The organism is Dokdonella sp. (assembly GCF_044227025.1).
Taxonomy (GTDB): domain Bacteria; phylum Pseudomonadota; class Gammaproteobacteria; order Xanthomonadales; family Rhodanobacteraceae; genus Dokdonella_A.
This window is the reverse complement of sequence record NZ_JBGAFX010000002.1, coordinates 687,249-706,722: the sequence shown is the minus strand read 5'-3', so window position 1 is coordinate 706,722 and position 19,474 is coordinate 687,249. Positions and strand designations below refer to the sequence as shown.

Genomic DNA, 19,474 nt, shown 5'->3' with positions numbered 1-19,474 from the left:
GATGGCCGAATTCACGCTCCCGAAGAACTCGAAGATCAAGGCCGGCAAGCACCATCCGGCGAAGGCGGGCGCGAAGGACATCCGCACGTTCCGCGTCTATCGCTGGAATCCGGACGATGGCGAGAACCCGCGCATCGACACCTACGACGTCGACATGGCGACGTGCGGGCCGATGGTCCTCGACGCGCTGATCAAGATCAAGAACGAGATCGATCCGACCCTGACCTTCCGCCGCTCGTGCCGCGAGGGCATCTGCGGTTCGTGCGCGATGAACATCGACGGCACCAACACGCTCGCCTGCACCAAGGCGATCGGCGAATGCGGCAAGGGCGACGTCAAGATCCATCCGCTGCCGCACATGGACGTGGTCAAGGACCTGGTGCCGGACCTGACCCATTTCTACGCGCAGCTCGCCTCGATCAAGCCCTGGCTGCGCACCGAGACGCCGGCGCCGCCGGACCAGGAGCGCCTGCAGTCGAAGCAGGACCGCGCCAAGCTTGACGGTCTGTACGAGTGCATCCTGTGCGCTTGTTGCACGACTTCGTGCCCGAGCTACTGGTGGAACAGCGAGCGTTATCTCGGGCCCGCCGTGCTGCTGCAGGCCTACCGCTGGATCGTCGACTCGCGCGACGAGGACACCGGCGCGCGCCTCGACGAACTGGAGGATCCGTTCAAGCTGTACCGGTGCCACACGATCATGAACTGCGCGCGCACCTGCCCGAAAGGCCTCAACCCGGCCAAGGCGATCGGCGAGATCAAGAAGCTCATCGTCGAGCGCGCGGGCTGATTCCGCCATGTACGTCGGTCCGCACGCCATCCTGTGGCCGGCGTTCGCACTCGCCGCGCTGACCTTCGTCGTGTGGCTGCGCCTGTACGTGGTGCGCATCGGCGAAATGCGCCGCCTGCATATCCATCCGCAGAGCGTCGCGATGTCGGCGCAGGCGGGGCAGCGCTTCGTCGACACGCGCGCGTCCGACAACCTGCGCAACCTGTTCGAACTGCCGGTGCTGTTCTATGCGGCGCTGGCGATCGCACAGGCGACGGCCGCGGCTAGCGGCCTGCTGCTCGCACTCGCGTGGCTGTTCGTCGGGCTGCGTGTCCTGCACGGCGCGATCCATTGCAGCTACAACCGCGTGATGCACCGGTTCCTCGCCTATTGCGCGGGTGCACTGGTGCTGTGGACATTGTGGGGCGTACTCGCCGTTTCGCTGGTGCGGCAGGCATGAGCGATAGCGGATTGGCCTTGCCGCCCGAACCCGCGGCGCCATCGGCCAGCACTTCGTGGCCCAATCTATGGTGGGTATTTGGCGCCGGTGCCGGCTATGGCCTGCTCATGCGCCTGTTGTTCGTGCTGCCGGTGTTCCGCGGGCGCGCGGGCGAAAGCGGCGTGATGCTCGGTTCGTTCGTGCTGCTGGTGCCGTTGCTGCTCGGCGCGTTCACGGTCTACCTGCTGCCGCCGGCACGACGTACGTTCGGCCAGGCGCTGATAGCGCCGTGGCTGCCCTTGCTCGTATTCGTCGCCGGTACCGCGATACTGCTGATCGAAGGCAGCATCTGCATCGCGATGGCGCTGCCGGTCTTCCTCTTGCTCGCGTCGCTCGGCGGCGTGCTCGGCTGGCTCGTGCTGCGCGTCGTGACGCCATCGCGCTCGACCGTCGGCGCGGTGCTGTTGCTGCCGCTCGCGTTCGGCGCGTTCGAGCGCGGCGCAGCGCTTCCCGAGCGCGTCGGCCTGGCCGATGCTTCGCTGCACATCGATGCGCCGCCCGAAGTGATCTGGCACCTGATCAATGATGCGACGGCGATCCAGCCGGCGGAAATGGCGCATGGTCTCGCCTGGCGCATCGGCGTGCCGTACCCGCAGGAAGCGGTCACCGTCGATACCGACGAGGGCCGCGTGCGCAAGCTGCGCTGGGACCACGGCGTGCACTTCGACGAACCGATCCTCGACTGGGTCGAGAACCGCTACATCCGCTGGCGCTACGTGTTCGCGCCCGATTCGATCCCGCCGGGTGCACTCGACGAGCACATCGCGGTCGGCGGCCGCCATTTCGACCTGCTCGACACCTCGTACCGCCTGACGCCGGAGACCGGAGGCACGCGCCTCGCGATCCATGTCAGCTACCGGGTCAGCACGCGTTTCAACGCGTATGCCGGGGCGCTCGCCGACCTGCTCGTGGACGATGCGGCGCGCACGATCCTCGCGTTCTACCAGCGCCGCGCCGAAGCGGTGACTGCGCAGACCATCGCCCGGCGATGAGCGCCGGCGACGCCTTGCTCGGTCGCCTGCGCTGGCGCGCGCGGCGCGGCACGCGCGAACTGGATCGTCTGCTCGGCTGGTGGCTCGATGCGTGTTTCGTGCGCGCGGACGCCGCGCGGCGCGCAGATTTCGATGCCTTGCTCGACACGCCCGACCCGGAACTGTGGGACTGGCTGACCGGCCATGCGGTGCCGGCGCCGCGCTTCGCGACGATCATCGATGAAATCCGCGCCGCCCATCGCGTTTGACTACCGGCCGTCGCGTGCGGTCATCGCGGCGACGTGCGCGATCGCGCTGGCGGCGGCCGCGACACCCTGGCGGTCGGCCTTGCCGGTGGCCGCCTGCGGCGTGCTTTCCGTCCTCGCCGTGCTGCTCGCGCTCGCTGCGCTCACCCGTTTTGCGCGGCCGGGGTTCGTGCGCATCGCGCATGGTGCCGCCGGCTGGACCCTGCTCGACCGCGCGGGGCGCGAGCATCCCGCCCTGCTGGTCGGTCACCGCCGCCTCGGCGCGATGCTCGTGCTCGATTGGCGGCACGATCGGCGCGCGCATTTCCGCGCGGTGCTCGTGCCGGACAATCTCGATGCGCAGACGCGTCGGCGACTGGTGCTGCTGCTCGCGCGTGGCCAGCCGGCGCAACCAGCTCCGATCGCGTAGGGCGGTACGCGCAAGGCGCGTGCCGCCGGCGCGGGATGGTCGCGACGCGCGGCGGGACTCGCGCTTCGCGCTCGACCCGCCCTACACCCGCCCTGCATCGCGAAGGGCGGCATGCATGTAGGGCGGTACGCGCACTCACGTGCCGCCGCTGCGTGAATGGGCGGCGGGACTCGCGCTTTCCGCTCGACCCGCCGTACACCGGCCTTGCACCTGCGCTACGGTATGGCCATGCCGCATTCGCGCAGCAGGCGTGCGAGTGCAATCAGCGGCAAACCGACCAGGGCGGTCGGATCCAGCGTCTCGATGCGCTCGAACAGGGCGATGCCGAGCCCTTCGCATTTGAAGCTGCCGGCGCAATCGAGGGGTTGCTCGCGCTCGACGTATCGCTTGATCGTCGCCGCATCGAGCGTGCGGAAGACGACACGGGTGCGGTCGACCGCCGAATGGACTGCATCATCGCCGGCGCGCGTGTCGATGACGCACAGCGCGGTATGGAAATCGACTTCGCGTCCGGAACAGCTCGCAAGCTGCGCATGGGCCGCATCGATCGAGCCCGGCTTGCCGAGCGCTCGACCGTCGAGTTCGGCGACCTGGTCGCTACCGATGACGAGCGCCGCGCCGAATTCCACCGCGACGGCGCGCGCTTTCGCCAGCGCGAGGCGCCGCGCGAGCTCGAACGGTGATTCTCCCGGCAGTGCCGCCTCGTCGACGTTGGGTGCCTGCACGCGGAACGATGGCAGGAGCCGCGCAAGCAGCTCGCGCCGATAGCGTGAGGTCGAGGCGAGCACGATTTCGACCATGCCGGCTTCGTTCATGGGACGCCGTGGGTCGAAGGCAGGCCGGCAGTACCGCGCGTGTGTTCGAAGTCGGCGCGCACGTCGGCAAGGCGTTCCATCTGCCGCGCGAGCGAGTCGCGTGTCGCCGCCAGCGCATCGCGCGCGGACACCAGTTCCGCTTCCGACGCGCTCGCCGAGTTCTGCTTCAGCCAAAGGCGATGCGCAAGCAGGTCGCGCAGCGCATCCTGTACCTGGGGCTCGGCGGCGAGGGTCGCTCGGGCCGACAACTGCTCGGAGGCCGACAGCGTCGCGGCGGCGAGCGCAGGCACCTCGCGCAGGCGTGCGCGGCATTCGAGCAACTCGCGTTCGAGCGCATCGGCGAGGTCCAGGATCTCGCCGAGCAGATCGCGCTGTCGCAGCAGGCGGCGCTCGCGGCAGCGGGCGGCCAACAGACCGAGCAACGCCAGCACGGCGCAGGCGAGCAGGATGGTCATGCGATACTCCCGGATCCCCGGGTGTCAGTGTAGCCTCGATCCGGTCGGCTCCGGGGGTGTTCAGGTTGACAGCGAAGGGGCCTCCACCTACCATCGCGCGCCCATGTCCGCAGCCCTGCCAGATCGCGTGGATGTTGCACGCCAGGTTCAGGCGCGCCGTTCGTACGAAGGAACCCTGTCGCTCGCGTCGATGCGTCGCCTGCAGGGCAGCCTCGCCGCGACGGATGGCGAGGCGCAGTATCACATCGAATTCGGCAAGGACGGGTTCGGCGTCGCCTACCTCGAATTGCATGTCACGGCCGGCCTGCCGCTGGTTTGCCAGCGTACGCTCGATGTATATGTGCAGGATGTCTCGATCGACCAGCGCCTCGGCCTGATCGGCGAGGAAAGCGAGGAGGCCGCGCTGCCGCCGGGCTACGAGCCACTGCTCGTGCCGGATGGACAGGTCGGCATCGCCGACGTGATCGAGGACGAACTGATTCTTGCGTTGCCGGTGGTGCCGCTGAAGCCCGGCGAACCGCTGGAGTGGAAGGGTGAGGCGGACGACGTCGTGCCCGAGGACAAGCAACCCAGTCCGTTCGCGGTGCTGGCGGGTTTCAAGAAGAGCAAATAAGGTGCGCCTGGCGCATCGACACGAAATTGAATATCAGCGGTCCGGATGGCCGCTTCACCGGTTCGGGTAAGGAAGCCCGCCACAGGAGTCAAGAAAATGGCTGTCGCCAAGAGTCGCAAAACCCCGTCCACCCGCGGCATGCGCCGTTCCCACGATGCGCTGACCTCGAAGCAGCTGTCGACCGATCCGACCTCGGGTGAGGTGCACGTGCGCCATCACGTGACAAAGGACGGCTACTATCGTGGCAAGAAGGTCATCGAGACGAAGACCAAGGCGCGCGACGCCGAATAAGCGTGCAGCCGGCGTGATGCCCCAGGCGTCGCGCTGGGTGATGGCCCGGGGAGGACGCCCCGGGCACGGTTGCCCTGCCGGGTCCGGATGACCGGGTGCGGCAGCAGCGCGCGCCGCGAGTCGGCGTGCGTCCAATCGCGGGGAGGCGCCTTGCGCCGGCTCCTGCCAGCCTCGAGTGGGGAACGACCCTGATCTACTCACGCATCGCGGGTACCGGCAGCTACCTGCCGGAAAAGATCGTCACCAATGCCGACATGGAAAAGCTCGTCGAGACAACCGACGAGTGGATCGCGTCGCGCACGGGCATCCGCGAGCGCCGGTTTGCCGCCGACGGCGAGACCACGGGCGACCTCGCGTTCTACGCAGCGACCCATGCGCTCGACGCGGCGGGCATCAAGGGTGCCGACCTCGACCTCATCGTGCTCGGCACGACCACGCCCGACATCATCTTCCCGTCGACCGCGTGCCTGCTGCAGCATCGCCTCGGCGCGAATGGCTGCGCCGCGTTCGACGTCAATGCCGCGTGTTCCGGCTTCCTCTACGCGCTCGGTGTCGCCGACCAGTTCATCCGCAGCGGCCAGGCGAAGAAGGCGCTCGTCGTCGGTGCCGAAACGCTGACGCGCATGCTCGACTTCAGCGACCGCTCGACCTGCGTGCTGTTCGGCGACGGGGCCGGCGCGGTCGTGCTCGAAGCCTCGAACGAGCCGGGCATCATCACCACCAAGCTGCATGCCGACGGTGGCTACAAGCATCTCCTCTACAACCCGGTCGGCGTGTCCGCCGGTTTCCGCGACGACGAGCCGAACCACGGCGTGCGCGTGATGATGACCGGCAACGAAGTGTTCAAGGTCGCGGTCAAGACGCTCGACCGCATCGTCGAGGAAACCCTCGACGCGGCCGGCATGCACGAGTCCGACATCGACTGGCTGATCCCGCATCAGGCGAACCTTCGCATCATCGAAGCGACTGCGAAGCGCCTCAAGCTGTCGATGGATCGCGTGATCGTCACGGTCGACCGCCACGGCAACACCTCGTCCGGCTCGGTGCCGCTCGCGCTCGACGAAGCGGTGCGTTCGGGCAAGGTGCAACGCGGCCAGACCCTGCTGCTCGAAGCGTTCGGCGGCGGCTTCACCTGGTCGTCGGCGCTCCTGAAGTACTGATCGGCTCGCCATGCTGTCGGATCTCGCCGGAGCGATCGCACGTGCTGCGGTCGCGCTCGTCCGCGATGTCCTCGTCGATTTTTCCTGTTCAACATCGGTCGCGGCGCACTGCTTGCCTGTACGCTCGGCCGCTATCCTCATGGACCTGTGCTGGAGCGCGATTCCGCGCGGATCAGCGCAACGGGTTTCGGCATCGTGGTGCTGACTGGAGTCGTGCTCGCGGTGTACAACCATCTTTTCGCGGTCATCTGACGGGAACCAATCATGTCGTCGCTAGCCTTCGTGTTTCCGGGTCAGGGTTCCCAGTCGATCGGCATGCTGGCCGAGCTCGCCGAGTTGCATGCCGGCGTGCGCGAGACGTTCGCTGAAGCGTCCGACGGCGCCGGTGCGGACCTGTGGACGCTTTCCCAGGGCGGTCCCGAGGTGATGCTCAATCGCACCGAGTACACCCAACCCGCACTGCTCGCCGCCGGCGTTGCCGTATGGCGTCTGTGGCAGGCACAGGGCGGGGCAACACCGACGCATCTGGCAGGCCACAGCCTCGGCGAATACACCGCGCTGGTCGCCGCCGACGCGATCTCGCTGCACGATGCGGCCCACCTCGTGCGCATCCGCGGCCAGGCGATGCAGGACGCGGCGCCGGAAGGCGTAGGCGCGATGGCGGCCGTGCTCGGCGCCGAGGATGCGATGGTCGAGGACGTGTGCCGCGAAGTTTCGGGCGAGCACGTCGTCGTCCCGGCGAACTACAACTCGCCCGGCCAGATCGTGATCGGCGGCCATGTGCAGGCGATCGATGCTGCGCTTGCGAAGCTGACCGAGCGGGGCGTGCGCAAGGCCGTCAAGCTGGCGGTCAGCGTGCCTTCGCACACACCGCTGATGCGCGAAGCGGCGAACCGGCTCGCCGAAGCGATGAATGCGTACACGTGGCATGCGCCGCGCATTCCGGTCGTGCAGAACGTCGATGCGAAGGTGCATGACCGCGTCGACGCCGTGCGCGATGCGCTGGTGCGCCAGTTGTACCTGCCGGTGCGCTGGACCGGATGCGTGCAGGCGCTCGTCGGCGTGGGCGTCACGCGCGTTGCCGAGTGTGGTCCGGGCAAGGTGCTGAGCGGATTGGTCAAGCGCATCGACAAGTCCGTCGATGGCCGCGCGCTCGGCACGCCGGGCGAGTTCGAGTCCGCGTTGGCGGACTGGCGCGGCTGAACCGGATTCACCATTGCCTGCAAGAGCATCGTCATCGACACAGGATCGAGCACAATGAGCAAGCCCCTCGAAGGTGAAATCGCGCTGGTCACCGGCGCCAGTCGCGGCATCGGCGCGGCAATCGCGGATGAACTCGCCGCGCATGGCGCAAAGGTGATCGGCACGGCGACGACGGAAGCCGGCGCGCAGGCGATCGGCGAGCGCCTCGCCGCGCACGGCGGCGTCGGGCGCGCGTTGAACGTGACCGATGGCGCCGCGGTCGAGGCGTTGATCGACGCGATCGGCAAGGAGCACGGCGCCGTCTCGATCCTCGTCAACAACGCGGGCATCACGCGCGACCAGTTGCTGATGCGCATGAAGGACGAGGACTGGCAGGTGATCCTCGACACGAACCTCACTTCCGTCTACCGCACGTCGAAAGCCGTGATGCGCGGCATGATGAAGGCGCGCAAGGGCCGCATCATCTCGATCGCCTCGGTGATCGGCCTCACCGGCAATCCGGGGCAGTCCAACTATGCAGCGGCGAAGGCCGGCATCATCGCTTTCTCGAAGTCGCTCGCGCGCGAAATCGGTTCGCGCGGCATCACCGTCAACGTCGTTGCGCCGGGTTTCATCGATACCGACATGACGCGCGCGTTGCCGGAAGAGCAACGCAATGCGCTGCTCGGCCAGATCGCACTCGGTCGCCTCGGCGCGGCGGATGACATCGCCAAGGCGGTCGCATTCCTCGCCTCGCCATCGGCCGCCTACATCACCGGCGAGACGCTGCATGTCAACGGCGGCATGTACATGCCGTAATCCTCGCCCCGTTGTGCTTGCTATTCAGCACGTTGCGCCCCACTTGCAATGTGGCCAGGAGGTTCGCGGGTCCGCGCCGCGCGCAACTGGCGAGGGGGCAGGCCTTCCACTACAATGCCGCGGTTTACAGGGGCGCGCCGCCCGCGCGGCATCATTGCCCCGCATGCGCCGCATGAATTCCGATCGGAGGTTTGAAGACACATGAGCACTATCGAAGAGCGCGTCAAGAAGATCGTTGTCGAGCAGCTCGGCGTGAAAGAAGATGAAGTCACTCCGAATGCGTCGTTCGTCGACGACCTCGGCGCCGACTCCTTGGATACGGTCGAGCTGGTGATGGCGCTGGAAGAAGAATTCGAGTGCGAGATCCCGGACGAGGAAGCCGAGAAGATCACCACCGTCCAGCAGGCGGTCGACTACGTCAAGGCGCACGTCAAGGCCTGACGGAAATTTCCCAATCGGGAACCAAAGCTGCGCCCCCGAGGCGCAGTTTTGCTTTTGATGAACAGTGCGGCCGGGACGGCCGCTCTTGCTGTCGCGATCATGGACGGTCGCTGAGGTAATCCCATGAGCAAGCGAAGGGTCGTCGTCACCGGTCTCGGCATTGTCAGTCCCGTCGGCAACGACGTGGCAACGGCCTGGGCGAACATCACCGCCGGCAAGAGTGGCATCGGGCCGATCACCAATTTCGATGCCTCGACGTTCCCGACGCGGATTGCCGGTGAAGTACGCAACTTCGATCCCGCGCAGTTCGTCGCCGCCAAAGACGTCAAGAAGATGGACCCGTTCATCCACTACGGCATCGCCGCCTCGGTGCAGGCGCTCGCCGACGCGGGCCTGCATCCGCACGAGCACGACGAGGAACGCATCGGCGTCGCGGTGGGAGCCGGCATCGGCGGCATCGCGACGATCGAGAAGACCGCGATCACCTATCACGAGCATGGTCAGCGCAAGATCTCGCCATTCTTCGTGCCGAGCTCGATCATCAACATGGCCTCGGGCAACCTGTCGATCATGCTCGGGCTGAAGGGCCCGAACATCGCCTGCGTGACCGCATGCACGACCGCGACGCACAACATCGGCCTCGCGATGCGCATGATCCAGTACGGCGATGCCGACGTGATGGTTGCGGGCGGTGCGGAATTCTCGACGGTGGGCACGGCCGTGGGCGGATTCTGCTCGGCGCGTGCGCTCTCGACGCGCAACGACGAGCCGCACAAGGCGAGCCGCCCATGGGACAAGGACCGCGACGGCTTCGTGCTGTCCGACGGCGCCGGCGTGCTGGTGATCGAGGACTACGAACACGCGAAGAAGCGCGGTGCGCGCATCTACTGCGAACTGGTCGGCTTCGGCATGAGCGGCGACGCGTTCCACATGACCGCGCCAAGCGAGAACGGCGAGGGCGGCGGCCGCTGCATGGTCGCTGCGGTCAAGGACGCGGGCTTGAATCTCGCGGACGTGCAGTACATCAACGCGCACGGCACCTCGACGCCGGCCGGTGACGTCGCCGAAGTGCAGGGCATCAAGGGCGTGTTCGGCGAGCACGCGAAGAAGCTCATGGTCAGCTCGACCAAATCGATGACCGGTCACCTGCTCGGCGCCGCCGGCGGCGTCGAGGCGATCTTCTCCATCCTCGCGCTGCGCGACGGCATCGTGCCGCCGACGATCAACCTCGACCATCCCGGCGAAGGCTGTGACCTCGATTTCGTGCCGCACACCGCGCGGGAGGCGAAGCTCGACGTCGTGCTGTCGAACTCGTTCGGCTTCGGCGGCACCAACGGCACACTGGTTTTCCGCCGTGCCTGATCGGCATTCGAAACCGATGCGGAAAGACTGAAACACGACGCACACGGAGTGCTGGAAGGAAAAGCGGAAGCTTCCTCACCTTCTTCGCATGCTCTGTGAGCTCCGTGTTTCAATCTCCCCAGCGCGTCGCTTTCCATCTGGTCCGGAATAGAGCCATGGCCCACGCAACCCGGGAAATCGCCGGTACGCGCGATCTGCTCGCGCTCGCCGCGGCGTGGCCGCAGCGCTATCCGGGGCTGCTCGAAAGCGTCGCGCGTGGCAATGCGCGTGCGCGCCACGACGTGCTGTTCGCGTTTCCCGAGCGTTGCCTCGGGCTTGTGGACGGCGTGGTGCGGGACGAGCGCGGCCATGAGCACGGCGCCGGTTTTCTCGGCGCGCTGGATCGAGCGTGGCGAGCGGAGCGGGTCGAGCGCGGCAGCGACGACGGCCTGCCGTTCCACGGTGGCTGGTTTCTCTACCTCGGCTACGAGCTGGCGGCGGAGATCGAGCCAACCCTATGCTTGCCGGTGCCGCGCGAGACCGTAGTGCCGACCGCGCTCGCCTTGCGGTGTCCTGCCGCGATCATCGTCGACCACGCGCGGGCGTGCACCGTACTCGTCGTCGAAGCGGGGCGCGAGGACCTGTTGGACCTGCTTGCGCAGGACATCGACGCTGCCGGCCGCTTTGACGCGACGATGCCGGCGCGGATCGACCTCGACGAGGATCCGCCGCGCGCGTTCATCGACGGCGTCCACCGCGTACACGAGCATCTGCGCGCGGGCGACGTGTTCCAGGTCAACCTCTCGCGCGCGTGGCGTGCGCGCTGCACCTCGGCGCCGCGTCCGGCGGACCTTTATGCGGCGCTGCGGCGCGCGAACCCGGCGCCATTCGCGGGCCTGCTGCAGCACGAGGGCTGGGCGATCGCGAGTTCATCCCCCGAACGCCTGGTCGAAGTGCGCGGCGACCTCGCGCAGACCCGCCCGATCGCCGGCACGCGTGCGCGCACTAGCGGCGACGACGATGCGAGCCGCATGCGCGAACTGGTCGGCCATCCGAAGGAACGTGCCGAACACGTGATGCTGATCGATCTCGAACGCAACGACCTCGGTCGCATCTGCGTGCCGGGCAGCGTCGTCGTCGACGAACTCATGACGGTCGAGAGCTACGCCCACGTGCACCACATCGTGTCGAACGTGCGTGGCCGCCTGCGCGCGGGCATCTCGCCGGGGCAGGCGATCCGGGCGGTGTTTCCGGGCGGCACCATCACCGGTTGCCCGAAGGTGCGCTGCATGCAGATCATCGCCGGAATCGAGCGCGTCGGCCGCGGTGCCTACACGGGCTCGTTCGGCTACCTCGATCGCAATGGCGACCTCGACCTCAACATCCTGATCCGCACGCTGACCCTTTGCGGCAGCGAAATCGGGTTTCGTGCCGGGGCCGGCATCGTCGCCGACTCCGATGCGCAGCGCGAACTCGAGGAGACGCGCGCGAAGGCGCGCGGCTTGCTGCGGGCGTTGCAGGCCGAGGCGTAATCGGCGTGTTACGCTCGGTGCAATCATGCCTCGAACGGAAACCCGCATGAATCCTCTTGCTGTCCGCGGTGGTGCGCTGTTGCGCGTGTTGCTCGTGCTGCTGCTGTTCGCGATTGCCGGCGGCGTGTGGGCATGGACCGACTACCAGCGTTTCAGCGAGGCGCCGCTGCCGGTCGCGAGCAACGACAAGACGATCGACGTGGCGCGTGGCAGCAGCTATCCGCTGATCGTCGCCGAGTTGCGTCGCCAGGGTATCGCCGGTCACGGATTCCGCGATGGCCTGTACTGGCGCGTGCTCGGCCGTGAACTCGGCGTCGCCGATCGCCTGCATGCGGGCGAGTACGCGCTGCCGCAGGGCATCACGCCACGCGCGCTGTTGCGCAAGATGGCGGAGGGCGATGTCGTGCAGCACCGCTTCACGATCGTCGATGGCTGGACGTTTCGCCAGCTGCGCCTCGCGCTCGCGAACGAGACGGGCCTGCAGCAGACTCTTCCCGGCAGCAGCGACGAGGACATCGCGCATCGCGTCGGCATTGCCGACGGCAAGGCCGAAGGCTGGTTCCTGCCCGAGACCTATTCGTTCGTGAAAGGCGAGTCCGATTTCGACGTGTTGCAGCGCGCGCATGCAGCGATGCAGAAGGCGCTCGACCGCCTGTGGCCGGCGCGATCCGGCGACGTGAAGCTGGAGACGCCGTACCAGGCACTGATCCTCGCCTCGATCGTCGAGAAGGAAACCGCGCAACCGGCCGAACGCGCGCAGATCGCCGGCGTGTTCATCCGCCGACTCAAGTTCGGCATGCGCCTGCAGACCGATCCGACCGTGATCTACGGCATGGGCGAGAACTATGCGGGCAATATCCGCCGCAGCGACCTCGAAACCGACACGCCCTACAACACCTACACGCGCGACGGCCTGCCGCCGACGCCGATCGCGCTGCCCGGCACGGTCGCGCTCGAAGCGGCTCTGCATCCGGCGCCCGGCGACGCGCTGTACTTCGTCGCGCGCGGCGACGGCAGCCACGAGTTTTCGCCGACGCTGGAGGCGCACAATCGCGCCGTGCAGAAATTCCAGCTGCATCGCAACCAATGAGCGGACATCCGATGCGTGGAAGGCTGGTGACGCTCGAGGGTGGCGAAGGTGCCGGCAAGAGCACGGTACTCGCCGCCGTGCGCGAATCCCTCCAGGCGCACGGCATCGACGTGGTGGTCGCGCGCGAACCTGGCGGGACGGTACTCGGCGAAGCGGTGCGCAAGCTCGTGCTCGACCCCGCGCATGCGGGCGTGTGCGCGGAGAGCGAACTGTTGCTGATGTTCGCCGCGCGCGCGCAGCTGGTGCGCGAGATCATCCAGCCCGCGCTCGCCAGCGGACGCTGGGTATTGTCGGACCGTTACACGGATGCGAGCTATGCCTACCAGGGCGGCGGTCGCGGCCAACCGGCGGGACGCATCGCGGAACTCGAGCGGTGGGCCGCTCCGGTCGCGCCGGATCTGACCCTGCTGCTTGATTTGCCGGTCTCCGAGGGCCTTGCGCGTGCCGGCGCCCGCGGCGAGGCCGATCGCATCGAGCGCGAGAGCGGCGACTTCTTCGAGCGCGTGCGCGCCGCGTATCGCACGCGCGCGGCCGCCGAGCCCGCGCGGTTCCGGGTGCTCGATGCCAGTCGGGCGGTCGACGAAGTTCGCGCCGCGGCGTGCGCCGAGATCGATCGCTTCGTCGCCGCTGCGAGGGCAAGCGCATGAACCTGCAACCGTGGCTTGCCGAAAACTGGCGCCAACTTGCGACTGCGCTCGCGCATCAGCGCCTGCATCATGGCCTGTTGTTCGCGGCGCCCGCCGGTTACGGCAAACGCGCGCTGGCGACCGCGCTCGCTGCTGCGGCGCTGTGCCAGCAGCGCTTGCCCGACGGGCACGCCTGCGGCCACTGCCGCGCCTGCCTGCTGTTCGCCGCGGGCACCCATCCGGATTTCGTGCGGATCACGTTCGAGTTGCGCGATGACGGCAAGCCGCGCACCGAGATCACGATCGACCAGATGCGTTCGCTGTCGCAACGGCTGGCGATGTCCAGCCAGTTCGGCGGTCTGCAGATTGCGTTGGTAGATCCCGCCGACCGCCTCAATGCGAGCGCGGCCAACGCATTGCTCAAAACGCTGGAAGAGCCCGCCGCGGCGACAATCCTCTTGCTCGTCGCGGACGATCCATCGCGTTTGCCGGCGACGATCCGCAGCCGTTGCCAGCGCATCGACGTGCGCGCCCCCGCGCGCGCGGAGGCCCTGGCGTGGCTGGAAGGGCAGCGCATCGGCAGCGCCGATGCGAATGAGGCGCTGGATGCGAGCCTCGGCAATCCGGGGCAGGCGCTCGCCTGGAGTGCCGATGACACGCTTGCCTTGCGCGGGTCCTGTGCCGATGACCTCGCCGCGCTGGCGCGAGGGCGCCGCAGCGCACTCGAGGTCGCCGAGGCCTGGGCCGCGGATCGGCCGGATACGCGCCTGTGGTTCGCGGCGGTGCTCGCGCGCGACGAGGCGCAGCGGCTCGCGCGGGGCGAGTCCGGCCGGTTCGGCTTGACCGCGCCGGCTGAAATCCCGAAGCTAGCCGCATGGTTCAGCCGCGCCAACCAGACGCGCGGCCTGTTGGCCACGACCGTCCGCACCGATCTGGTCCTGCTGGACGTGCTGCGAGCGTGGTCGACGCCAGCGAATCAATAGGGCATTGTTCGGCAGGTGTGGGTCGGACGGCGCGAATCGACAGCGGGATCGGAGGAGTGGCTGAATGGCAACGCCGGCAATGGGCGGTGCGCCGCGACAAGGCATCCTGTCGCTGGCGATCAAGGACAAGGGCGCGCTGTTCAACGCGTACATGCCGTTCGTGCGTGGCGGCGGCCTGTTCGTGCCGACTACCAAGCGCTACAGCCTCGGCGACGAGGTGTTCATCCTGCTCTCGCTGATGGACGAGAAGGATCGCCTGCCGGTCGCCGGCAAGGTCGTCTGGATCACACCCGCCGGCGCACAGGGCAACCGCATGGCCGGCATCGGTGTGCAGTTCAACGAATCCGCCGATGGCGAAGCCGCGCGCACCAAGATCGAGTCGGTGCTCGCCGGCATCCTCGGCCAGGAACGCCCGACGCACACGATGTAGGGTGCAGGGCGGGTCGAGCGCAGGGCGCGAGTCCCGCCGCACGCGGCCACGGCGTCGCCGACCGCATTCAGGGGTTCCGCGGATCCTCGAACTCCTGAAGCTTGCGCATGCGCATGAACCGGCGCTTGCCGCGTGCGATCGGATCAGCGCGACGTGCTGCGGGAGCGCGCCGTCGCCGGCCGCTTTCGCGGGGCGGGCGCCGAAGGCGGGCGGACGTGGATGCGCGAGCCGGAGCGGGGACGATCGGCGCGCCGGCGTTCGTCGAGAAAGCTCTTCAGCGACGCGAGCGCGTACTGGTGGCTGCGCTCGACCAGCGCCTCGATGCCTCGCCAGTCGAACATGCGCACACCCTGTACCGGCATGCGCAGGTGCAGGTCGGCGAGATCGTCGCGCCCACGCGCGCCGTTGTCGCGGGTGGCCGCGAAGCCGCCGGCGAGCAGGGCGAACAGCGAGACGCGCGAGGGATTGCCGCGCCGGTGCAACAGCGCTTCCGGATCGGGGCCGGTGATGCCGGGCGCGTCGAGACCGCCGCCACCGGCCACATCGGAGGCGATGATCGGGCCGCGCCCCAGGTCGTGCATGACATCGACTGGCAGGCCGTTCGCGATCGCGCCGTCCGCCAGCAGGCAACCGTTCCACACCACCGGGGGTGCGATGCCGGGGACGCACATGCTGGTGCCGACCCAGATCGCGAGCGATCCGTCGTTGTGGATTTCCTGTCGTGCACGGGTCAGGTTCGTGCTGACGCAGAAGAATGGCGTGCGCAGGTCCTCGATGCGCGTTTCACCGAAGATGTCGCGCAGGCGCTTGAGGAACTTGCGCCCGCGAATGAGCGAGACGCTCGGCCAGACGTAGTCGTTGAGGTAATTGCGATCGACGAAGGTTTCGCGCGCGATCTTCAGCATGTCCTTGCTGCTGGTGCCGGTCGCGTGCAACGCCGCGAAGAACGCGCCCATGCTGGTGCCGCCGACGAGGTCGGCCTTCATGCCGAGTTCCTCCATTGCGCGCAGTACGCCGATGTGGGCGAAACCGCGCGCGCCACCGCCGCCGAGGACCACGCCGAGACCGTGTCCAGTCAACTGCCGGCCGACCGCATCGTAGTCCGTCTGCACATCGGGCCGCACGAAGTAGTGCGCTTGCGCGCCGATCAACGTACGCCATGGGTGGATGTCGCCCGCCGGGGTGCCATCGGGACGCAGCACGAGGAGATCCACCGGCGTGCGCGGCGCGTGCTGTCGCAGCATTCGTGCAAGTCCCACCGGCGGCTGGCCGCCATCGCTGGAAACCACGACGATGACGCGATCGGACTGGCGCAGGCAGCGTTCGGTCCATTGGTCACCGGACGTGTCGCTCCACAGCACGAGGTGCCCACCGGCGAGTTCGCGCCGCTCCAGCCATTCGCTGATGATGCGATGGCAATCGCCTGCACCGAACGCAGTCTGCGCGGCGCCTTCGCCGAACTGCTTGTCGACATCGGTTGCGCCGACGCAGCGGACGGTCTTGCCGGTCTCGCGCATGCCGTGGCCGAGTCGTGCGACGAGCGGGGGCAGGCGGATCCCGCGATGGGCCTGGATGACGGCGATGGAACGGTTGCCGCGCGCAGCATCCAGGCGCGCGCCGCGTGCAGTGCGGCGGCTGCGGGTGGCGATCGTTCCGCACAGTGCGAGCAGGGCCGACGGATGCCGCGAAACGATGTCGAGCAGGGCCACGCGGCTGATGCGCAGGAGCAGCGAATCGCGCAGTGCGACCACGTCCGCGCCACGCGTCTCGCCCGACAGCAGGGCCATTTCGCCGACCGGTTCACCGCGCCCGATCTCGCCGATCACCGGGCCGTCCGCATGCTGCGCCTGCAGGCGTCCGGTGGCGACAACATAGAGGTAGTCGGGCAGGTCGCCCTCGCGGAACAGCACGCGACCACCGCGCAATTCCTCGACGTCGAACCGCTTCGCGATCGCGTCGAGCGCGTCGGGCGCGATGCCGCGAAACAGCGAGCTGTCGGAAAGTACACCCTTCTTGTCCATCGCCCTGGCCCCCGCGATATGGGCCAAGCTTAGCAGGCTGCCAATGCGGACTGCGCGCAGAAAAGCCGACGACTTGCTGTTGCGGGAGCGCCGGAAGGCGCGATGCTCTCCAGCCCCCGGCCCCTGCTGCCAACCCTGTCCTCAGCCCTCGACTTCACGCGCGTACTGCTTGACCTTCGCGAGCATCGACGCGAGGCCGTTGGAGCGCGTTGGCGAGAGATGCTTCGCCAGGCCGATCGCCTCGATGAAGCGCGGTTCGGTGGCGAGCACCTCCGCGGCGGGGCGGCCGGAATACACGCGCAGCAACAGCGCGATCAGGCCGGACACGATCGACGAATCGCTGGCGGCGGCGAAGTCCATCCGCTGCGCATTGCCGGAGGGAACCAGCCAGACCTGTGACTGGCAGCCGGTGACCTTGTATTGGTCGACCTTGAGCGATTCCGGCAGCGGCGCGAGCCTGCGACCGAGATCGATCAAGTACTGGTAGCGTTCGGTCCAGTCGCCGAAGAACGCGAATTCCTCGGCGATCGCGGCTTGTGCCTGTTCCGCGCTCGCTTCGACGGGCTCAGTCTGCGCGTTCATCGCTCTTCACGACCTTCCAGCGCGGACCCTGCGCGGTGTCCTCGACGACCACGCCCATCGCGAGCAACACGTCGCGGATGCGGTCCGACTCGGCGAAATCGCGCGCCTTCTTCGCGGCGGTGCGCGCGTCGACCAGACGCTGCACGGCTTCCACATCGACCTCGGTCCCGCCAGCGGATTGCTTGAACCATGCTTCCGGCTCGTGCTGGAGAATCCCGAGCAGATCGGCAGCACCGAGCAGGGCCGCTTTCGCGGCGCGCTTCGCGGCGGGGCTGGCCGCCGCGCGCGCGTTCGCCGCGAGGCGCGCGATCTGCGCGAACGCTTCGGGTGTATTCAGGTCGTCGCACAGCGCGGCTTCGATCTCGGTCGGCACGCTGCGATCGTCAGCGGCGACGTCGATGTCCGCGAGGTCGCGCAGCACGGTGTACCAGCCGTCGAGCGTCGCCCGCGCCTGTGCCAGGGTCGTTTCGGACCAGTCGAGCGGCTGGCGGTAGTGCGCCCTCAGCAGCAGGAAGCGCAGCACTTCGGCCGGGTATTGTTCGAGCAGGTCGTGCAGCACCAGCACGTTGCCAAGCGACTTCGACATCTTGCGGCCGTCGAACGTCAGCATCCCGTTGTGCAGCCAGAACCGTGCGAACACCTTGCCGCCATGCGCGCAGGTGCTCTGGGCGACTTCGTTCTCGTGGTGCGGGAACATCAGGTCGTTGCCGCCGGCGTGGATGTCGATCGTCTCGCCGAGATGCGCCTCGGCCATTGCGGAGCACTCGATGTGCCAGCCCGGTCGGCCGCGGCCCCACGGGCTGTCCCAGCCGGGCAGGTCCGGGGTGGACGGTTTCCACAGCACGAAGTCGGCGGGATTGCGCTTGTACGGGGCGACCTCGACGCGCGCGCCGGCAATCATGTCTTCGGTCGAACGGCCGGACAGCTTGCCGTAATCGGGGTAGCTCGCGACATCGAACAGCACGTGCCCTTCGGCAGCATAGGCGTTGCCGCTAGCGATCAGACGTTCGCACATCGCGACGATGTCCCCGATATGACGTGTCGCATGCGGCGTCAGGTCGGCCTTGTCCGCGCCGAGCCGGTCCATCTCCTCGAAATAGGCGGCCGCAAAGCGCGATGTGATCGCCTCGATCGGCACGCCGGCGTCCTTTGCCGCGGCGTTGATCTTGTCGTCGACATCGGTGATGTTGCGGGCATAGACCACGTTCGGGTAGCGCCGGCGCAGCAGGCGGGCGAGCAGGCCGAACACGACCGGCGGCCGCGCGTTGCCGATGTGGACGTAGTTGTAGACGGTCGGCCCGCACACATACATTGTCACGCGCTGCGGATCGGCCGGGACGAAGTCTTCGTTCCGGCGGGTCAGAGTGTTGTGGAGTCGGAGCTGCATCGATCGGGTCCGGTGTGGACTCCGGATGATAGCAGCGCGGGCCCTGACCCCCTGCCATTGGGGATTTTCGTGAACGGCAGGAATGGCTTGGGTCCCGGTTCAGCGACTTCCTGCTCTAATGCCGCCGTGATGGATGGGCCTGCATACGGAAAGTAAGCCGGCGAGCGACCGGCGTACGCAGGCGTATTTACGACGTGGAGGCGGCATGAAATTGATGTTGGCAGCGGCGTTGGCCCTGGCGGGAACCCAGGCTGGCGCGCAGGATCGGGGTCATGCGGGTGACGACGCGCCTCCGGCAGACAACGCGAAGGTGGCCTGGGCGGACGTCCTGCGCGTCGACCCCATCTACGACCGCGTACGCACGAGCAGTCCGCGCGAAGTCTGCGACGACGTGCCGGTCGAGCGGCATGGCGACAACGGAAACCGCGCTGCGGGTACCGTGATCGGAGCCATCGTCGGTGGCGTACTCGGCAGCACGGTCGGCAAGGGTGACGGTCGCCGCGCGGCAACCGTTGCCGGTGCGGTGGTCGGTGGCGCCGTCGGCAACAACGCCGCACGTGGCGACGACCGCTACTACGAGGGCGTGGAACGCCATTGCCGGGTCGTCGACGACGGCGTGGACGAGAACCGCGTGGTCGCCTACGACGTGCAATACCGCTACCGCGGCGACGTCTACATGTCGCGACTCAGCTACGATCCGGGTGATCGCTTGCGCGTGCGCGTGAGCGTGGAGCCCGCCGAATAGGGCGGGCAAAAACGGGTCACCTTCGAAAGGCCGGGCATCGCCCGGCCTTT

General features: G+C 67.8%; 23 protein-coding genes. 18 read left to right on the top strand and 5 right to left on the bottom strand.

The genetic code is table 11. The annotated features are described in order from the left end of the window. The first annotated feature begins 1 nt into the window (after window position 1). The 5 genes from ACILRJ_RS07485 to ACILRJ_RS07465 are packed head-to-tail and all read left to right on the top strand — an operon-like array spanning window position 2 to window position 2,911. Entirely contained in the window at window positions 2–787 is a 786-nt protein-coding gene (locus ACILRJ_RS07485; RefSeq protein ID WP_395681923.1) for a succinate dehydrogenase iron-sulfur subunit, read from the top strand. Between the two features lie 7 nt (window positions 788–794). Next, the gene (locus ACILRJ_RS07480; RefSeq protein ID WP_395681921.1) at window positions 795–1,226 is read left to right on the top strand and encodes an MAPEG family protein; all 432 of its coding nucleotides are present in this window, start codon (window positions 795–797) and stop codon (window positions 1,224–1,226) included. Then, window positions 1,223–2,257, top strand: a complete 1,035-nt coding sequence (locus tag ACILRJ_RS07475) for an SRPBCC family protein (protein WP_395681919.1) — start codon at window positions 1,223–1,225, stop codon at window positions 2,255–2,257. Before ACILRJ_RS07480 ends, ACILRJ_RS07475 begins: the two co-directional genes overlap by 4 nt. After that, window positions 2,254–2,505, top strand: coding sequence for a succinate dehydrogenase assembly factor 2 (locus tag ACILRJ_RS07470; RefSeq protein ID WP_395681917.1), 252 nt, complete (start codon window positions 2,254–2,256; stop codon window positions 2,503–2,505). Before ACILRJ_RS07475 ends, ACILRJ_RS07470 begins: the two co-directional genes overlap by 4 nt. Beyond that, window positions 2,477–2,911, top strand: coding sequence for a hypothetical protein (locus ACILRJ_RS07465; protein ID WP_395681915.1), 435 nt, complete (start codon window positions 2,477–2,479; stop codon window positions 2,909–2,911). The genes ACILRJ_RS07470 and ACILRJ_RS07465 overlap by 29 nt, the downstream gene beginning before the upstream one ends. Before the next feature lie 215 nt (window positions 2,912–3,126). Here ACILRJ_RS07465 and ACILRJ_RS07460 read toward each other — a convergent pair whose 3' ends face one another. Next, window positions 3,127–3,726 (bottom strand): Maf family protein, encoded by a 600-nt coding sequence (locus tag ACILRJ_RS07460; RefSeq protein ID WP_395681913.1) that lies wholly within the window; start codon window positions 3,724–3,726, stop codon window positions 3,127–3,129. Beyond that, on the bottom strand, window positions 3,723–4,181 hold the full coding sequence (locus ACILRJ_RS07455; protein WP_395681911.1) for a hypothetical protein: 459 nt from the start codon (window positions 4,179–4,181) through the stop codon (window positions 3,723–3,725). Before ACILRJ_RS07455 ends, ACILRJ_RS07460 begins: the two co-directional genes overlap by 4 nt. Window positions 4,182–4,284: 103 nt before the next feature. Here ACILRJ_RS07455 and ACILRJ_RS07450 point away from each other — a divergent pair, with 103 nt between their 5' ends. The 12 genes from ACILRJ_RS07450 (at window position 4,285) to ACILRJ_RS07395 (ending at window position 14,689) form a co-directional block, all read left to right on the top strand. Next, window positions 4,285–4,794, top strand: coding sequence for a YceD family protein (locus tag ACILRJ_RS07450; RefSeq protein WP_395681909.1), 510 nt, complete (start codon window positions 4,285–4,287; stop codon window positions 4,792–4,794). A gap of 96 nt (window positions 4,795–4,890) precedes the next feature. Continuing rightward, window positions 4,891–5,085, top strand: a complete 195-nt coding sequence (gene rpmF, locus ACILRJ_RS07445) for a 50S ribosomal protein L32 (RefSeq protein WP_395681907.1) — start codon at window positions 4,891–4,893, stop codon at window positions 5,083–5,085. A 188-nt stretch (window positions 5,086–5,273) separates the two neighbouring features. Continuing rightward, entirely contained in the window at window positions 5,274–6,245 is a 972-nt protein-coding gene (locus ACILRJ_RS07440) for a beta-ketoacyl-ACP synthase III (protein ID WP_395682072.1), read from the top strand. A 264-nt stretch (window positions 6,246–6,509) separates the two neighbouring features. Next, window positions 6,510–7,448 (top strand): ACP S-malonyltransferase, encoded by a 939-nt coding sequence (gene fabD, locus ACILRJ_RS07435; protein ID WP_395681905.1) that lies wholly within the window; start codon window positions 6,510–6,512, stop codon window positions 7,446–7,448. A 54-nt stretch (window positions 7,449–7,502) separates the two neighbouring features. Beyond that, the gene (gene fabG, locus ACILRJ_RS07430; protein ID WP_395681903.1) at window positions 7,503–8,246 is read left to right on the top strand and encodes a 3-oxoacyl-ACP reductase FabG; all 744 of its coding nucleotides are present in this window, start codon (window positions 7,503–7,505) and stop codon (window positions 8,244–8,246) included. Between the two features lie 201 nt (window positions 8,247–8,447). Further along, window positions 8,448–8,687 (top strand): acyl carrier protein, encoded by a 240-nt coding sequence (gene acpP, locus ACILRJ_RS07425; protein ID WP_067647511.1) that lies wholly within the window; start codon window positions 8,448–8,450, stop codon window positions 8,685–8,687. 123 nt (window positions 8,688–8,810) lie between these two features. Beyond that, window positions 8,811–10,049 carry a beta-ketoacyl-ACP synthase II gene (gene fabF, locus ACILRJ_RS07420; protein WP_395681901.1) on the top strand — a complete coding sequence of 413 codons (1,239 nt, stop codon included), beginning with the start codon at window positions 8,811–8,813 and terminating at the stop codon, window positions 10,047–10,049. Between the two features lie 155 nt (window positions 10,050–10,204). Beyond that, on the top strand, window positions 10,205–11,560 hold the full coding sequence (locus ACILRJ_RS07415; protein WP_395681899.1) for an aminodeoxychorismate synthase component I: 1,356 nt from the start codon (window positions 10,205–10,207) through the stop codon (window positions 11,558–11,560). Between the two features lie 46 nt (window positions 11,561–11,606). Next, window positions 11,607–12,650: an endolytic transglycosylase MltG gene (mltG, locus tag ACILRJ_RS07410; protein ID WP_395681897.1), complete on the top strand. Its 1,044-nt coding sequence runs from the start codon at window positions 11,607–11,609 to the stop codon at window positions 12,648–12,650. Between the two features lie 11 nt (window positions 12,651–12,661). Continuing rightward, the gene (gene tmk, locus ACILRJ_RS07405) at window positions 12,662–13,297 is read left to right on the top strand and encodes a dTMP kinase (protein WP_395681895.1); all 636 of its coding nucleotides are present in this window, start codon (window positions 12,662–12,664) and stop codon (window positions 13,295–13,297) included. Next, window positions 13,294–14,259, top strand: coding sequence for a DNA polymerase III subunit delta' (holB, locus tag ACILRJ_RS07400; protein WP_395681893.1), 966 nt, complete (start codon window positions 13,294–13,296; stop codon window positions 14,257–14,259). The genes tmk and holB overlap by 4 nt, the downstream gene beginning before the upstream one ends. 79 nt (window positions 14,260–14,338) lie before the next feature. Then, the gene (locus ACILRJ_RS07395) at window positions 14,339–14,689 is read left to right on the top strand and encodes a PilZ domain-containing protein (RefSeq protein WP_395682070.1); all 351 of its coding nucleotides are present in this window, start codon (window positions 14,339–14,341) and stop codon (window positions 14,687–14,689) included. Window positions 14,690–14,832: 143 nt separating this feature from the next. On the opposite strand, the gene ACILRJ_RS07390 is transcribed toward ACILRJ_RS07395, so the two are convergent. From ACILRJ_RS07390 to cysS, 3 genes are all read right to left on the bottom strand, one after another. Continuing rightward, window positions 14,833–16,710, bottom strand: a complete 1,878-nt coding sequence (locus tag ACILRJ_RS07390) for a patatin-like phospholipase family protein (protein ID WP_395681891.1) — start codon at window positions 16,708–16,710, stop codon at window positions 14,833–14,835. Window positions 16,711–16,851: 141 nt separating this feature from the next. Then, complete coding sequence (locus ACILRJ_RS07385) at window positions 16,852–17,292, bottom strand: SufE family protein (protein ID WP_395681889.1); 441 nt, start codon at window positions 17,290–17,292, stop codon at window positions 16,852–16,854. Beyond that, the gene (gene cysS / locus ACILRJ_RS07380; RefSeq protein ID WP_395681887.1) at window positions 17,276–18,679 is read right to left on the bottom strand and encodes a cysteine--tRNA ligase; all 1,404 of its coding nucleotides are present in this window, start codon (window positions 18,677–18,679) and stop codon (window positions 17,276–17,278) included. Before cysS ends, ACILRJ_RS07385 begins: the two co-directional genes overlap by 17 nt. A gap of 205 nt (window positions 18,680–18,884) precedes the next feature. On the opposite strand from cysS, the gene ACILRJ_RS07375 reads away from it, so the two are divergent. Next, window positions 18,885–19,424 (top strand): glycine zipper 2TM domain-containing protein, encoded by a 540-nt coding sequence (locus ACILRJ_RS07375; protein ID WP_395681885.1) that lies wholly within the window; start codon window positions 18,885–18,887, stop codon window positions 19,422–19,424. Window positions 19,425–19,474 lie beyond the last annotated feature (50 nt).